This is a genomic window from Chryseobacterium caseinilyticum (assembly GCF_014837145.1).
GTDB classification, from domain to species: Bacteria; Bacteroidota; Bacteroidia; order Flavobacteriales; family Weeksellaceae; genus Chryseobacterium; species Chryseobacterium caseinilyticum.
The window spans coordinates 58,582-73,915 of the sequence record NZ_JACYFS010000004.1 but is presented as its reverse complement, the minus strand read 5'-3'; the positions used below and the strand labels follow the sequence as shown (position 1 = coordinate 73,915).

The following is a 15,334-nucleotide window of genomic DNA, read 5'->3' as shown; positions in this document are numbered from 1 at the left end:
TGATGCCAGAAACAGAAATTTGATTAAAATGAAAAAAATATTTCCAACCGCAGTAATAGCATCAGCAGTTTTAACAAGTTGCGGTGCCGTGCAATCTATTGTACAGAATACGTTTCCATATACGACGAGCGTTTTGGTTTCTACCGGAGTTCCTGCAGATAAAGAAGTTTCTTCAACATCAACAGCTACCAATGTTCAGACTTGGTTTGGAGGAAACAATAACGCTCAGATTAAAGATGTAAGAATTTCCGATGCAAAAATTTCTGTGGCATCTCCTACAGGCGGAACTTTAAGTGCATTAAAATCTGTAAAAATCTATATTTCCTCTGACGGAACCAGCGAAAGACTCGTGGCTTCAAGATCAAATATTGCTACAACATCTTCAAACCTAAACCTGGATTTAAATAACGAAACAGGATTTTTGGATTCTGTTGTGAAAAGTTCTGGAGTTACGGTAAGAACTGTTTATGAATTGAAAAATCAGACATCATCTGATATGACGCTTAAAGTAGCACTCAATTTCAGCAGTGTACCGGTAAGATAATCACATTAGAATTTTAAATAAAAAGAATGTCTTTCAAATATTTTGAAAGACATTCTTTTATGATGATAAAGATTACTTTACTTCAACCAATTCTACATCAAAGATAATTGTTGCTCCCGGTGGAATAGCACCTCCGGCACCTTGATCCCCATAAGCGAGATCTGCAGGAATATAAAATCTGTATTTCGCACCTTTGCTCATGAGCTGGATTCCCTCAGTCCATCCTCTGATAACGCTGCCAAGATTTAAATCTATTGGTGCACCTCCGTTTTTGTCTGTAGAATCAAACACAGTTCCGTCAAGTAATTTCCCGGTGTATTTTACTGAAACCATACCGGTCGCTGTAGGTTTGGTTTTACCGTCACCTTCTGCCAAAACTTCGTACTGAAGACCAGATGCAGTAGTTTTCACCTTTGCGTTTTGTTTGTTTTTAGCAAGAAATTCAAGACCTTTTTTCTTGTTTTCTCCTGCGCTGGCTATTGCTTCAGATTGTTTTTTCTCCTGCTGCTTTTGCATAAAGCTCTGCATGAATGTATTCATATCTGCTTCAGGTAAAAGTTTTGGTTTCCCTTCTAAATCTTCTTTGATAGCCTGTGCCAAAAGATCTGCATCTACTTTGAAGCCTTCTTTTTTCATATTTTGGGCAATATTCAGCCCGATGTAATAAGAAGCTTTTTGATCATCTGTTAATTTATCAGTAGCCTGTTTTTCATTTTTCTGAGCGCAGGAAACGCTGAATATTGCTACGCAAAACAATGCAATGGTTTGTTTTTTCATTTTTTATTCTTTATTCTAAAAATTTATTGGGTACAAAACTAATAATTATTGTGGAAATTCTTAATTGATATCTAAAATAAAATGCTTTCCCATAGATTGAGAAAGCATTTGTATATTTTTTCGAAGAGTTTTATTTGATTTTGTATACTGAAATTTCCGCTGCAGAATTACTTGCAACTGATAGATCCAATCCACCTCTTTGAATTCCGAATGTTAAGACATCACCCTGTTGCAAGTTATAAATATGACTTATCTGTCCATCTGCGAGGGTAATACTTGCGCCTAAAGAGATGCCAAGTAGAGTTACAGTTGGTAGAAGTGTAATACCGCCAAATGTTCTTGAATCCAAAGTTGAGCTGACACCTGATGTTGTTTTCAAAATTCTCATTTCGGGAGCACTGGCAAGTACACTGGCAATAAGGCCTTGCTCATACCTGAAACTGTAATTGATTTGGTAAATTCCAGAAGATGGAACTGTATACTGATTATTTGCTACCTGAACCGAAGGGATATTGTTAACAACTGCAGCATTGCTAAGCGGTACAGCATAAAAAGTACTGCCCAGTCCCACATTTAAACTCAGTAGAGATGAAGAACCAGTAAATCTCGCTGCATAGGCTCCGTCGCCAGTTGCACCACCATTTCCCGGTGTTCCACCAGGCGTGACCATATCAACTTCGCTAAACGTTCCCATAACATTTCCAGAATTAACGAATGTAGCATCATAAATGTAAAATCCTTTTCTCACAACATTAGCAGTCTTTACCGCACCTGTTGTAGTAGAGACTGGTGTTGTTACGTAAACTAAAGCTCCGTTTTGATCTGGACCATAGGCGCTTTCCTTTGATTTTAAGGCATCTCCTGTAATTCTCGGTGGAATAATTCCATCTGCAATTGTAGTAACTGTAGGACTTCCTGTGACATCTAAGGTTCCTTTAGGAGTTGTAGTGTTAATTCCTACCTGTGCATTTATGCTATAACTGCATAGAGCTGCAGCAAGCAAAACATAACATTTTTTCATAAGTTTTAATTTTTAGGTGGTGTTAAATTAGTGAAAATTAATAATACCAATGCAAAAAATATGCTATTATGTTACGATTTATGTTATAATAATATGTTATTGATGTATAATCAGCAATAGTTTGTTTTTGTAACTATCAAAGGTTTCTTATGGAAACCGTACTGTTTTCACGGGTTTAGGAGTAATTTGGTGTTTTTGAAATCACCAAAAGTGGAGGTAATATTAAATTTTTGTAATTGAGTCCATTAGAATGGTTACGGGTCCGTCGTTAAGTAAGGAAACTTTCATGTCTGCTCCAAAAATCCCACTTTCAGTTTTAAGTCCGGATTTTGAAATTTCATTTTTGAAATATTCAAAGAGGGGAATCGCCTTTTCGGGTTTTGAAGCTTTAATGAAAGAAGGTCTGTTTCCTTTTTTGTAGTCAGCAATCAAAGTAAATTGGCTGATGCATAAAATTTCTCCTTCTATATCTTTTACAGACAGGTTCATTTTACCTACAGCATCAGAGAAGATTCTGAGATTGAGAATCTTCTGTACCAGCCAGTCAGCGTCGGGGAAATTATCCTGTTCATCAATCCCGATGAGAAGCATAAGTCCTTTTTCAATGGCACCAACTGTTTGGCCATCCACTTTCACGCTGGCTTCGGAAACTCTCTGAATGACAACTTTCATTTAGAAATAAACATTTAAAACGTTGGTTGAAGGATCGTAGTTATATAGATACGTTTTAGGAGGAAGTGAAGTGACGGAAGTGGGATTTCCGGTGAGTAAAATCCATGTTGCATTATCTTTTGGACAGACGATGCTGATGTTGTCTTTTACTTCAAGGGTCGTGTTTACGTCGGGGCAAATATGAGGTGCATTTCTGTCGTATACTTTGAAGGTGTTTCCGGAGCCTCGCACAATAATCAAACCACGGGTTCCAGACTGCTGTTCATCTACATAAATCCATCCCTGAGGTTGTGTAAGATTGAAGTAGGCGGGAAGATTTAAATTTAAAGAAACGTTCACCGGAGCATTGGGAAAACAGCTTACGGTATCATTGCTGCTGCCGCATGAATTTAAACTTAAATTGCTGAAAATCAGAAATATTGAAAATATGATGAGCGAAAAAGTTTTTTTCATTTGAATTGAAATTTTTATATATTTGTAAAACAATAACGATTAACACGCAAAAACATTGTCCGACAAATGTCGGATTATTTTTTTATACTAAAACAAAATTTTAAAATTATGGCAAGCTATGTAACAAAGGAAGGATTGGATAAAATGAAAGCCGAGCTTGAGCAATTGGAAAAAATTGAAAGACCGAAAATTACCCAGCAGATTGCAGAAGCAAGAGATAAAGGAGATTTGTCTGAAAACGCAGAATACGACGCAGCAAAAGAAGCACAGGGAATGCTTGAAATGAGAATTTCCAAGCTGAAAGATATTGTGACAACCTCAAAAGTAATTGATGAAACTCAGTTGGATACTTCAAAAGTATCAATCCTTACCACTGTAAAGCTTTTGAACAACGATACTAAAAAAGAGCAGATCTTCAAACTGGTTCCGGATAACGAAAGTGATCTGAAATCTGGCAAGATTTCTGTGAACACACCCATTGCAAAAGGCTTATTAGGGAAAGTGATTGGCGAAACCGCAGAAATAGTTTTACCAAACGGAAATAAACTTTCATTTAAAGTTTTAGATATTACTCTCTAATTATCATTTTTAAAACTGAGAAAAATGAGCTCCATTTTTACAAAAATCATCAACGGAGAAATTCCCGCTTATAAAATAGCTGAAGACGAAAATTTCATCGCGTTTCTGGATGCTATGCCCTTGGTGAAAGGTCATACCTTGGTGATTCCTAAAAAAGAAATTGATCTGATTTTTGATCTTGAAAGTGAGGAGTACAAAAATCTTTGGGCATTTGCTCAAAAGGTTGCTCAGCAGGTAAAAAATGCAATTCCTTGCGTTAGAGTAGGTGTTGCAGTAGTGGGTCTCGAAGTTTCTCACGCACATATTCATCTCATTCCTTTAAATGAGGTCGAAGATATGAACTTCAAAAACGAAAGACTCAAACTCAGTTCTGAAGAATACACCGAAATTCAGAATTCAATTATTAATTCTTAACAAATACAGAGGATCGTAGAAAAGAAATTTTTTACGATTTTCTTTCATAATACATCTATATAAAATGAATCCAAACCAATGTTCTTTCTGCGGAAGAAAGAGAAATGAAGTACAGATGCTGGTTTCCGGGCAAAATGGTTTTATCTGCGAAAGCTGCATCGAGCAGGCGCACTCTATTGTAAAAGATACTGCGGCTACAGACTCTGCATTGTCTCCGGCAGAACGTATGGAAGATTTAAAAAAACCAAAAGAGATCAAAGAATTTCTTAATCAATATGTAATCGGGCAGGATCAGGCTAAGAAACAGCTTGCGATAGCGGTTTACAATCATTATAAAAGATTGCTTCACGCACAGACAGAAAACCGTGAGGTGGAACTGGAGAAATCCAACATCATCATGATTGGCGAGACAGGAACGGGAAAAACGCTTTTAGCTAAAACAATTGCCAAAGAATTAAATGTTCCTTTCTGTATTGTTGATGCAACTATTTTAACAGAAGCCGGTTATGTTGGTGAAGATGTTGAAAGTATTCTTTCAAGATTGCTCATGGTGGCAGATTACGATGTTGAAAAAGCAGAAAAAGGTATTGTTTTTATCGATGAAATCGACAAAATTGCAAGAAAATCAGATAATCCGAGCATTACAAGAGACGTTTCCGGAGAAGGAGTACAGCAGGGGTTGCTGAAACTTCTGGAAGGAAGTATTGTGAATGTTCCGCCGCAGGGAGGGAGAAAGCATCCTGATCAAAAATATATTCAGGTAAATACTCAAAACATATTATTTATTGCCGGTGGAGCATTTGACGGGATTAAGGAGATCATTGAACGAAGAATGAATAAGCAGGCCATTGGTTTCAGTGCGGAAAAAATCAATAAAGTGGATGAAGATGAATATATCTTAAGAAGTATCAATGCTATTGATCTTCGTACTTTTGGTCTTATTCCGGAACTTTTAGGAAGATTTCCAATCATCACTTATCTGGAAAAATTAACCAAGGAGACGATGATTCAGATTATGACAGAACCTAAAAATTCGATCGTGAACCAATTTGTTGAACTTTTCAAAATGGATGGTACAAAACTTGAATTTACAAATGAGGCAATCGAGAAAATAGTAGACGATACAATGGAGAAAGGTCTTGGTGCGAGAGGGCTTCGTGGAACCACCGAAAAGGTTCTGGAAGATTACATGTTCAGTGTTGGGGAGCAGGATGAGATCATATTAACATAATATAAAATTTCCCTTAAACTCCTGATATTATTTTTTTTAAAGCAAAATTATTCTATCTTTGCAATTGAATATTGTATTAACACATAAACTATTATACAATGAAAAAAAATTTATTAACTATTGGTCTTTTAGCTTTAGGTCTTTCTGTTCAGGCGCAGAGTGTACTTTTGCACGTAGATGATACAGCTAAAATGTTTATCAGCGAAGGTACTCTCGTGTACAACGGAGGAGGCTTGCAAACCCGCGGAGCAGGTATGATTGATCTTCATGGAAATATGATGATTGAGGCTGTTCAGGCAAACGACGATGTTGTAAGAACAATTACCACTACTGGTGGAAACAGACAATTAGGTAGCAATATCGTGATTAGATTAAATAACCCTACAGGCGCTGATCCTTCCGTATTAACGTATGGTCAACTTTACATTAATGGTTTAAACCAATCTAATGTAACAGCAACCGTAAGTAAAGAATTTAGAGCGGTAAGACATGGAGCTCTTACGGGTTCTTATTTTCAACAAGTTGCTATGCCTTTTTCAGGAAAGGCGATTAGTTCTCTTTCTACAGAATTCGGAAAGACATTCGTTACACAAAGATTTACTCAGAATGAAATTCTAAAATACAACAACCCTCTTGTTGTCTCTGATCACTATACCAGTTTAGCTACCACTACTACGGATCCTACAGGTTATTACATGTTAGGTTCGAAGAACGGAAACCTAAATACAGCTATTGCTCCAGCAAGTATGACTGCTATTGCACCGACTCCTTCGGGAAGTGTTTATACACTTAATGGTGTGCCGTATGCTCCTTTAGCTTCTGCTGTTACTTTGCAAAATGCAGGTAATGGAATTAATTATGGTACCGGAGGAAATGCAACAAATCAATATTTAGAAAAGTATAATACTTATCTTCAGGATAGCTTCGAGACAACAGATGCTGGTGCCTGGAGTACAAACTACGGAAAAAATATTTATCAGTTTGGTAACCCTTTTTTGACGAATTTAGATTTATCAAGAATCGGATATATTGAAACAGCTGTAACGGGTGACGGTAACAATATTACAAATATCAGAGGTATAAGATATGATCCAGGAACTATTACGACACTAAGTAATGGCTCAACATATTCTACTGGTGCCAAAGTTATTACATATCCAGCGGGAAATATTGCTCCGACAGGAGATATTGGAATGTTGATCAAACCAATGCAGACTTTTGTGATTAAACTAAGAAGCAATGCTTCACAAACTTTAAACTTCAATACATTAAGAAGATTTAATTATACACTTAGAGGTGACGGTACAAGTTATAGTGTTACTGCTGCAAAAAATGGTGCTCCAAGTACTGTTAAGCAGCTTGGTGTAATTGCACTTGACGCTAATGGAAAGGAATTAGGTAGAACCTATTATGTTGTTTCAGGATCATTCACAACAGGACATCAAAGTAATGGAGATACATCTGTTCAGGCAGGAAATTCAAGCGGGAATATTTTAGGGACATTTGAAGAAGCTCTTAACGGCGGATATGATTACAATTACACAAGTGCGTATTGGTTGTATATTAACGAAGCTAATGAAGTAGATTTCTTAGGTAAAAATGTGAAGTTAGCTAATTATGATTATGGAGTAAATAATGCTGCAGTATCTTATAAGTTTGAAATTCGTGAAAATGCAGAGCTGATTCAAGATGGTGCGAACACGCTTTCATCTGGGATAGGATTTTATTATAAGGCTCCAAATGGAACACCTCAACAAATTGCACATAACTCTGTAGTTCCAATTTCAGCTAATGAGTATGACTTATATTACGGTGCACCAAGTCTTGGTACTTTAGGTACGCAGGAAGGTGTAAAACCATCAAGAACAATGGTTATATACAATCCGGCAATCACAGACTATATTGTTAGATTTGATCCTAACTGGAAAAAAGCAGATATTCAGGTGTATGATATGAGTGGAAAATTAATTATTTCTGAAAAGAATGTTAGTACAAAAACTGATTTTGTAATTAAATTAGATGGCTCTGTCAAAAATGCTTATGTTGTAAAGATAGTTGCTGATAACGGCGAAATTGTTAATACCAAAATTTTAAAGTAAACACAAAATGAGAAATATTAATAAACTTTTTTCACTGCTTTTTATCCTCAGTACATCTGTATTTTACGCGCAAGGTTTGCCAACTACACCCGTTACGCCTGGCGAGGGTGAAGGTACTACAGGTACTGGAGCTCAGTCTATCCCAGTTGACATGTACGTATACGTACTAGCTGCTGTAGCAGTGATGTTACTTGTGTTTTTTGCTAAAAAATACAAGTCGCAAAAAATCTAAAAATTATATTAAAATATATTTAACTCTCTGATTTATCAGGGAGTTTTTTTATTTTTACATTATGAAAAAAATTTTCGCAGCGGCAGTTTTTTTTACTGCTTTAAGTATAAATGCTCAATTTACGGTAACAATCAAAACACCGGCAAATTTTAAAGAACAGGATGCTGTTTTGTATACGCTCAATGGCTCAAAAGATATTATTTTCACCAAAGAAACGGCAAAGAAAAATGTCTGGACTTTTAAGTATCCAAAAAACTATGTCGGAATGATGAAGGTAACTTTGCCTAATACCAATAACAGTTTTAATTTTATCTCGGAAAATAAAAATGTTGACATTACTTTGGAAACAGATGGTGATAAAGTTAAGAATATTGTATATCTTGATGAGGCCAACTCTTTGATGAATTCTATACAGGAAGGATCTCAGAAGAAAGAAATGATTTTACCTGCATTGGTTCAGATTAAAGAATATTACAAAGGTACAAGTGATTTTGGGAAAGCTTTAGATACTGAGATTGCAAAACTTTCAAATAAAACTTCCTCTGATTTTTCCACTCATCCATTCATCTCTTACTACAATATCAATTACAATAAGTTTTTGGTGGCAGAAAACTCGAAGGATGTAAAGCAGGACGATATTATTAATTTTATTGATAAATCTAATGACATGCTTGAAACATCTTCTTTACTGAGACCTGTTCTCGTATCTTATTTGAATGTTGGCGGTAATAATAATGTCACTGCATCGGTAGACAAACTTTTGGAAAGACTTAAAGTGGAAACACCAAGAGGACAAGTAGTGCTCTCTGAACTGATTGATATTTTTGACGCCTACGATATGAAGGAATTTAAAACTAAATACCTTACGCAGGCTAAAAATCTGAAATGTACCATCACCGACCGATTGGCAGCAACATTAAAAACCAATGCAAATGTTGAGATGGGTGCTACCTTCCCAAACTATACTTTTTATTCCGCTACAAATACTAAAATGAAGTCTTTGGCAGATGTGAAGGCAGACAAAAAGGTGATTGTTTTTTGGTCTTCTACCTGTTCGCATTGTGAGAACGAGCTTCCGCAGTTGCTACCGAAATATCAGGAAATGAAAGCTAAAGGTATAGAAGTTATCGGTCTTTCAATGGATACGGATAAAGATGCTTATACAAAAAAAATAGCAGCATTCCCATGGATCAATGATTCCGAATTGAAAGGTTGGAACAGCAGTTATGGAGAAAAATACAATATTCATGCAACACCTACCTATTTTATTTTAGATGCTAATAACAAGATTATCAGTAAGCCAGACCATGTAGGTGATGTTTTGGAATATTTAAAGCTAAAATAATTTTGGAGGTTTGTAAATATTTTCTATATTTGCACCACCAAAACGGCGAGGTAGCTCAGTTGGTTAGAGCGCAGGATTCATAACCCTGAGGTCACGGGTTCAATTCCCGTCTTCGCTACAGAAACCCCTTTTCTTAAGGGGTTTTTTATTTTGTCCACCCTTTATCAAATTACCATACATTTGCCCTTGACATGAAAGAGCAGGATACTGCATGCTCTCAAAATGTATATTTTTATTTACTAGCTTTAATGCTCAGAAAATATAAATTTTTACAGCAAATTGATTATGATTTTTAAAAATAAAAGTATCCATCTGTTTTCCTTTTTAATTGTCTTTCTTTTTTCCCCTTTAGCGAAAAGCCAGGACAAATGGCCGGACGGAACCAAAATCGACAGGTGGTTTAAAGAAATCAAACCAACAGACATCAATAAATTAGGTAAAAAATACATCCTTACAGCCAACGGCGTGAAGAACGACAGCACGATTCTTCAGACCAAAGAACTACAGGCTGTCATTGATTTGGCTGCAAAAAATGGAGGTGGAGTTGTGGTGGTTCCGAAGGGAACTTTTCTCATCAGTTCGGTTTTCTTCAAACAGGGAACGCATTTGCATCTCGAAAATGGAGCAAAATTAAAAGGAAGTGACGACATTAATGACTTTCCAGTGGTAACCACGAGAATGGAAGGTCAGACGGTGAAATATTTTCCGGCTTTAATTAACGCAGACGGATTGGACGGTTTCACGATTTCCGGTAAAGGAACTTTGGACGGAAACGGACTTCGCTTTTGGAAATCTTTCTGGAAAAGACGCGAGTGGAATCCAAAATGTACTAATATGGATGAAATGAGACCAAGAATTATCTACGTTTCAAATTCCAAAAATGTTCAGGTGGAAGGTATTACCATTAAAAATTCACCTTTCTGGAGCACACATTATTACAAAAGTGATTTTGTGAAATTATTAAATCTGACGATTCTCGCTCCGAAAGAACCTGTAAAAGCGCCAAGTACAGACGCGGTTGACATCGATGCGTGCACCAATTTCTTAATTAAAAATTGCTACATGTCAGTCAATGACGACGCAATCGCTTTGAAAGGTGGAAAAGGTCCTAAATCCGATAAAGACCCGAACAACGGTGAAAACAGAAACGTCCTTATCGAAGACAACAGCTTCGGATTTTGCCACAGCGTTTTGACCTGCGGAAGTGAATCAATTCATAATTACAACGTGATTCTGCGAAATTCTAAAGTGAACGATGCATCGAGATTATTACATTTAAAAATGCGTCCCGACACGCCTCAGCATTACGAATTTCTTACGGTTGAAAACATTACAGGAAATGTAAAAACTTTCTTATATGTGAAAGGCTGGAATCAGTTTTTTGATTTAAAAGGTGAAGAAAGACCGAGAAAAGGTTTGGCCAACAATATTACCATAAAAAATATCGATATCAGTTGTGAAACGGCATTCTCTGTTGAAAAATCTGATTTGTTTGACTTAAAAGATTTCACATTTGAAAACTTCAAAATCAAAGCTCTGAAACCTGAAATGCAAAACCTGAATCACATTCAGAATTTAAAGCAAAAAAATATCAATGTGACGCAGGTTGCTTCTCTCACGCAATCTTACGACAAAAAAGACGATTCCGATATTTCTGCTAAATGAGTTTTTTCACCAAAATATTCGTTCTTTTATGCTTTTGCTCACAGTTTCTGCATTCTCAATCTAAGGAAATCCAATTCCTGAGCGGGACAGATTCTGAGCATACGAAAGAATGGGATTTTTGGATAACCGGCGGGAGAAAATCTGTAAGCTGGAACAAAATTCAGGTTCCTTCGCAATGGGAACAGCAGGGATTTGGCTCGTACAACTACGGGCGGGATTACGTCACCTACGGCAAAAATTTTAAATTCAATGATGAAGTAGGTCTGTACAAACATAAATTTTCAGTTCCGAATTCGTGGAAAGGAAAATCAGTGAACATCGTTTTCGAAGGTTCGATGACCGACACAGAGGTGAAAATTAATGGTAAATTAGCGGGAGAAATTCATCAGGGCGCTTTTTACGAATTTAAATATGATATTTCGGACAAATTAATTTTTGGAAAAGAAAATATCTTAGAAGTTAAAGTATCCAAAATGTCTGCGGACAAAACGGTTAACAACGCAGAACGTCTTGCAGATTATTGGGTTTTAGGTGGAATTTTCCGTCCGGTTTATTTAGAAGCCAACCCTAAAGAAAATATTTCATCAACATCCATCGATGCCAAAGCAGACGGGACTTTCCGTTCTAATATTCATTTAAAAGGAATCAATTCTGTCAACAATGTGAAGGTTGAAATTTTTGATGTTAAAAATAATCTTGCTGGCGAATCTCACGTTCAAATTCAAAAAGGAGATACTTTAAAACAGATTCAATTTTCGGTTAAAAATCCAAAACTCTGGACAGCTGAAACACCAAATTTGTACAAGGCGAAATTCAGTTTAAATAAAAACAGAAAAAATATCTTCCACACCGAAGAAAAATTCGGTTTCCGAACGGTTGAAATCCGCAAAGGCGACGGAATTTACATCAACGGAACCAAAGTCAAAATGAAAGGCATCAACCGTCATGTTTGGTGGCCTGAAACAGGTAGAGCGGTTAACAAAAACATCGATTTGATGGACGTTCAGCTTATCAAGGAAATGAATATGAATGCAGTTCGATGCGCTCATTATCCACCGAATAAATCCTTTCTTCAGATTTGCGATTCTTTGGGTTTATATGTTTTGGATGAATTGGCGGGGTGGCAAAAAAAATACAGTACCAAAGTCGGTAAAAGGCTCGTGAGAGAAATGGTTACGCGAGATGCCAATCATCCATCCGTTATTTTTTGGAGCAACGGAAACGAGGGCGGACATAATTTTGATTTGGATGCGGAATATGCAAAATATGACTTGTCCAACCGTCCTGTAATTCACGCGCATCACAAGCCTGGAAATGCTTTCAACGGAATTGACTGCAACCATTACGAAGATTATTACAGCACCAAAAAAATTCTTGAAGGAGAAAATATTTATATGCCAACCGAGTTTCTGCACGCGCAGGACGACGGCGGTGGCGGAACTTCTCTGGCCGATTATTGGGAACTTCACTGGAATTCCAAAAAAGGTGCGGGCGGTTTTCTCTGGGCATTTGCAGACGAAGGTTTGGTACGAACCGATTTTAATAATCAACTCGATGTGAACGCAATCAACGCTCCGGATGGAGTGTTGGGTCCGCATCGTGAAAAAGAGGGGAGTTTTTACGCGATTCGGGAAATTTACAGTCCGGTAAAAATTGATTTGAAAACGTTGCCGAATGATTTTAATGGAACAATTCCTGTTGAAAACCGGTATCATTTTACGAACTTAAATGAATGTCAGTTTGAATGGAGATTAGTCAAATTTAAAACTCCATTTTCTTCAGAATCCGGATTTGATATTGTTCAAAATGGAAAAGCAGAATCTCCAAATATAAAACCGGCTCAAAAAGGAAATATTAATTTAAATCTTCCAACCAACTGGAAAGAAAATGAAGTTCTACGGCTGACTGCTACCGATTCCTTTGGAAAAGAGATTTACACCTGGACTTGGAAATTGAGGTCTAATGATGAAATTTCAAAACAGTTTTCAAAATCATTAATTAAAGAATTTCCGGTTTCAGTTATCGAAAATGATTCCTTATTTGTTTTAAAATCAGACGAGAAAGAATTTTCATTTGGAAAAAAAGATGGATTATTAAAGTCTGTCATATTAGATAAAAAAGGCAAAAAAATGACCTTCCGAAACGGACCGGTTTTCGTGAATGGAAAAACAGAATTATCAACCATAAAAGCTTTTGCAGAAGGACAAAATCAAGTCATTCAGATTTCATACAAAGACGGAAAAAAAACAGTTTGGAGATTAAATCCGAATGGTATTTTAGAATTGAATTATGAATATTCGCTTGCCGGAGATTATCAGTTTGCAGGTGTAAGTTTTGACTATCCCGAAAATTATGTCATCGGCGCGAAGTGGCTCGGCAAAGGTCCATATCACGTTTGGAAAAACAGAACTCAGGGACAGACTTACAGCGTTTGGCAAAATCTCAAGAACTCAACCAGAACAGGTTTTTCACCTTGGATTTATCCTGAATTTAAAGGCTATTTTGACGATATTTCGTGGTTGCAATTGAATACGGCAGAGGGAAAAATAACAGTCGGAACGAAAGAAGAAAAAATGTTCGTCAGACTTTTTGATTTTTACGGAATTTACGGAGCTGAAGGGTATCCGAAACTACCGACGGGAAATATTTCTTTCTTCGATGCGATTCCTCCATTGGGAACAGCCTTGGCGTTTAACATTAATAATGACACTTCGACTTTAGGCCCTGAAAGTGAACCGAACCATTTGAATGGAACTTTTAAAAGAACTCTGTATTTCTATTTTGGCCTGCCGGATTTGGGCGATGAAAATAAACAGTTTACAATGCCGAAAGAAAATATTTTAACAGATTAAAATGAAGAGCTGGATAAGATTTTTGACGCTGTTTTTAGGTTCGCTTTTGTTCGCACAACAGACGAGTTTCAGGTTTGATTTTGGCACAGACAGAACCGAAAACGGATTTATTCCCATCACATCAACATCGAAATTTGATAAGAAAATCGGTTACGGATTTATGGATATTTCCGGTTTGAAATCTGTTGATAATGGCGGAAATGCTTTAACGGGAGATTTTATAACCAGCGAAAAACCATTCTATTTTTCAGTCGCAATTCCTGAAGGAAATTATAATATTATATTAAATCTTGGAGATACGGAAGGGAATTCGGAAACAACCGTAAGAGTAGAAAACCGCCGTCTGATGTTGAATGACATCAAAACAAAAAAGGGAGAAATCATTGAAAAACAAATCACGGTTCACGTCAAAGACAGCATTATCCGAAATCAGGAAGGAACTCAAATCGGAATTGTAAAACTGAAACCGAGAGAAAGAAAATATTTGCATTGGGATAATCTTTTAACGATTGAATTCAATGACAAAGCACCAAAAGTTTGTTCGGTCATCATTCAGCCTAACAAAACCGCGAAAACCATTTATCTTACCGGCGATTCCACGGTTGTGGATGCGCAGTACGAACCGTGGGCGTCGTGGGGACAGATGTTGCCGTATTTTTTCGTTCCGAATGAAGTCGTGATTGCCAACTACGCCGAAAGCGGAGAAACCTTGAAAGCCTTCGAAGACCGTCACCGAATCGATAAAATCTGGAATAAAATAAAGCCCGGAGATTATCTGTTCATTCAGTTCGGGCACAACGACCAGAAAGCGGGCAACAGCATTAAATCGGGTTATCGAAAAAGATTAAAAGAATGGATTTTGAAAGCCAAAGAGTTAGGAGCAATTCCTGTTTTGGTTACTTCAATGAACCGCAGAGTTTTTGATGGAAATAATAAAATCGTCAATACTTTAGATGATTTTCCTGATGCAATGCGTGAAATTGCGAAAGAGGAAAAAGTCGATTTAATTGATTTGAATGCCTTAAGCAAAACCTTATTCGAAGCGATGGGACCGGAAGAAGCAAAAAAAGCATTCGTACATTATCCCGCAAATTCTTATCCCAACCAACCGGCGGCTTTGGCGGATGACACGCACTTCAATACGTATGGAGCTTACGAATTGGCGAAATGTGTCGTGAAATCAATTGTAGACCAAAGTTTACCGTTAAAGAAATATATTTCAAAAAATGATAAAAATTTTAACCCAAATAAACCTGATAAAGCTGAAGACTTTCACTGGCCGGAATCTGTTTTTATGGAATCTTTGAAGCCTGATGGAAATTAGGATTTAAGAGTGATTCGAACCGAAATTTTGTTTGCCCCAATCCTAAAGGGAGCAAAATTTCTAAGAGAGTTATGAGAAAATAATTCCTTTCATTCTGAGTATACTCGAGGAAAAAGTTAAGAGAAA

Annotated in this window: 14 protein-coding genes and 1 tRNA gene; 11 read left to right on the top strand and 4 right to left on the bottom strand. The window is 36.8% G+C overall.

The features are described from left to right. Window positions 1-28 precede the first annotated feature (28 nt). Entirely contained in the window at window positions 29-544 is a 516-nt protein-coding gene (locus IC610_RS13200; protein ID WP_191737291.1) for a hypothetical protein, read from the top strand. Window positions 545-616: 72 nt separating this feature from the next. Here IC610_RS13200 and IC610_RS13195 read toward each other — a convergent pair whose 3' ends face one another. The 4 genes from IC610_RS13195 to IC610_RS13180 all read right to left on the bottom strand — a co-directional run bounded on the left by IC610_RS13195 (window position 617) and on the right by IC610_RS13180 (window position 3,467). Then, complete coding sequence (locus tag IC610_RS13195) at window positions 617-1,321, bottom strand: FKBP-type peptidyl-prolyl cis-trans isomerase (protein ID WP_191737290.1); 705 nt, start codon at window positions 1,319-1,321, stop codon at window positions 617-619. Between the two features lie 130 nt (window positions 1,322-1,451). After that, the gene (locus IC610_RS13190; protein WP_191737289.1) at window positions 1,452-2,342 is read right to left on the bottom strand and encodes a hypothetical protein; all 891 of its coding nucleotides are present in this window, start codon (window positions 2,340-2,342) and stop codon (window positions 1,452-1,454) included. 222 nt (window positions 2,343-2,564) lie between these two features. After that, window positions 2,565-3,014, bottom strand: a complete 450-nt coding sequence (dtd, locus tag IC610_RS13185; RefSeq protein WP_191737288.1) for a D-aminoacyl-tRNA deacylase — start codon at window positions 3,012-3,014, stop codon at window positions 2,565-2,567. After that, entirely contained in the window at window positions 3,015-3,467 is a 453-nt protein-coding gene (locus IC610_RS13180) for a hypothetical protein (RefSeq protein ID WP_191737287.1), read from the bottom strand. Window positions 3,468-3,575: 108 nt separating this feature from the next. Between IC610_RS13180 and greA the strand changes: the two genes are divergently transcribed. The 10 genes from greA (at window position 3,576) to IC610_RS13130 (ending at window position 15,208) form a co-directional block, all read left to right on the top strand. Then, window positions 3,576-4,046, top strand: a complete 471-nt coding sequence (gene greA / locus IC610_RS13175; protein WP_191737286.1) for a transcription elongation factor GreA — start codon at window positions 3,576-3,578, stop codon at window positions 4,044-4,046. Between the two features lie 24 nt (window positions 4,047-4,070). Further along, entirely contained in the window at window positions 4,071-4,460 is a 390-nt protein-coding gene (locus IC610_RS13170) for an HIT family protein (protein WP_191737285.1), read from the top strand. A gap of 64 nt (window positions 4,461-4,524) precedes the next feature. Then, window positions 4,525-5,691 (top strand): ATP-dependent Clp protease ATP-binding subunit ClpX, encoded by a 1,167-nt coding sequence (clpX, locus tag IC610_RS13165; protein WP_191737284.1) that lies wholly within the window; start codon window positions 4,525-4,527, stop codon window positions 5,689-5,691. Window positions 5,692-5,858: 167 nt separating this feature from the next. Then, entirely contained in the window at window positions 5,859-7,790 is a 1,932-nt protein-coding gene (locus tag IC610_RS13160; RefSeq protein ID WP_228462926.1) for a T9SS type A sorting domain-containing protein, read from the top strand. Window positions 7,791-7,797: 7 nt separating this feature from the next. Continuing rightward, window positions 7,798-8,022, top strand: coding sequence for a signal peptidase (locus tag IC610_RS13155; protein ID WP_191737283.1), 225 nt, complete (start codon window positions 7,798-7,800; stop codon window positions 8,020-8,022). A 61-nt stretch (window positions 8,023-8,083) separates the two neighbouring features. After that, window positions 8,084-9,367: a TlpA family protein disulfide reductase gene (locus tag IC610_RS13150; protein WP_191737282.1), complete on the top strand. Its 1,284-nt coding sequence runs from the start codon at window positions 8,084-8,086 to the stop codon at window positions 9,365-9,367. Between the two features lie 44 nt (window positions 9,368-9,411). Then, window positions 9,412-9,485 (top strand) — tRNA-Met (locus IC610_RS13145). Window positions 9,486-9,652: 167 nt separating this feature from the next. Next, window positions 9,653-11,032: a rhamnogalacturonidase gene (locus IC610_RS13140; protein ID WP_191737281.1), complete on the top strand. Its 1,380-nt coding sequence runs from the start codon at window positions 9,653-9,655 to the stop codon at window positions 11,030-11,032. After that, complete coding sequence (locus tag IC610_RS13135) at window positions 11,029-13,884, top strand: glycoside hydrolase family 2 protein (protein ID WP_191737280.1); 2,856 nt, start codon at window positions 11,029-11,031, stop codon at window positions 13,882-13,884. The genes IC610_RS13140 and IC610_RS13135 overlap by 4 nt, the downstream gene beginning before the upstream one ends. Before the next feature lies 1 nt (window position 13,885). Next, a complete protein-coding gene (locus IC610_RS13130; protein WP_191737279.1) occupies window positions 13,886-15,208 on the top strand; it encodes a rhamnogalacturonan acetylesterase in 1,323 nt (440 codons plus the stop codon). Window positions 15,209-15,334: the final 126 nt, after the last annotated feature.

Coding starts and splice junctions, on each gene's coding strand:
- clpX (WP_191737284.1), top strand. CDS start 4,525: ATGAATCCAAACCAATGTTCTTTCTGCGGAAGAAAGAGAAATGAAGTA.
- IC610_RS13170 (WP_191737285.1), top strand. CDS start 4,071: ATGAGCTCCATTTTTACAAAAATCATCAACGGAGAAATTCCCGCTTAT.
- IC610_RS13155 (WP_191737283.1), top strand. CDS start 7,798: ATGAGAAATATTAATAAACTTTTTTCACTGCTTTTTATCCTCAGTACA.
- IC610_RS13200 (WP_191737291.1), top strand. CDS start 29: ATGAAAAAAATATTTCCAACCGCAGTAATAGCATCAGCAGTTTTAACA.
- IC610_RS13195 (WP_191737290.1), bottom strand. CDS start 1,321: ATGAAAAAACAAACCATTGCATTGTTTTGCGTAGCAATATTCAGCGTT.
- IC610_RS13135 (WP_191737280.1), top strand. CDS start 11,029: ATGAGTTTTTTCACCAAAATATTCGTTCTTTTATGCTTTTGCTCACAG.
- IC610_RS13150 (WP_191737282.1), top strand. CDS start 8,084: ATGAAAAAAATTTTCGCAGCGGCAGTTTTTTTTACTGCTTTAAGTATA.
- IC610_RS13190 (WP_191737289.1), bottom strand. CDS start 2,342: ATGAAAAAATGTTATGTTTTGCTTGCTGCAGCTCTATGCAGTTATAGC.
- dtd (WP_191737288.1), bottom strand. CDS start 3,014: ATGAAAGTTGTCATTCAGAGAGTTTCCGAAGCCAGCGTGAAAGTGGAT.
- IC610_RS13180 (WP_191737287.1), bottom strand. CDS start 3,467: ATGAAAAAAACTTTTTCGCTCATCATATTTTCAATATTTCTGATTTTC.
- IC610_RS13130 (WP_191737279.1), top strand. CDS start 13,886: ATGAAGAGCTGGATAAGATTTTTGACGCTGTTTTTAGGTTCGCTTTTG.
- greA (WP_191737286.1), top strand. CDS start 3,576: ATGGCAAGCTATGTAACAAAGGAAGGATTGGATAAAATGAAAGCCGAG.
- IC610_RS13140 (WP_191737281.1), top strand. CDS start 9,653: ATGATTTTTAAAAATAAAAGTATCCATCTGTTTTCCTTTTTAATTGTC.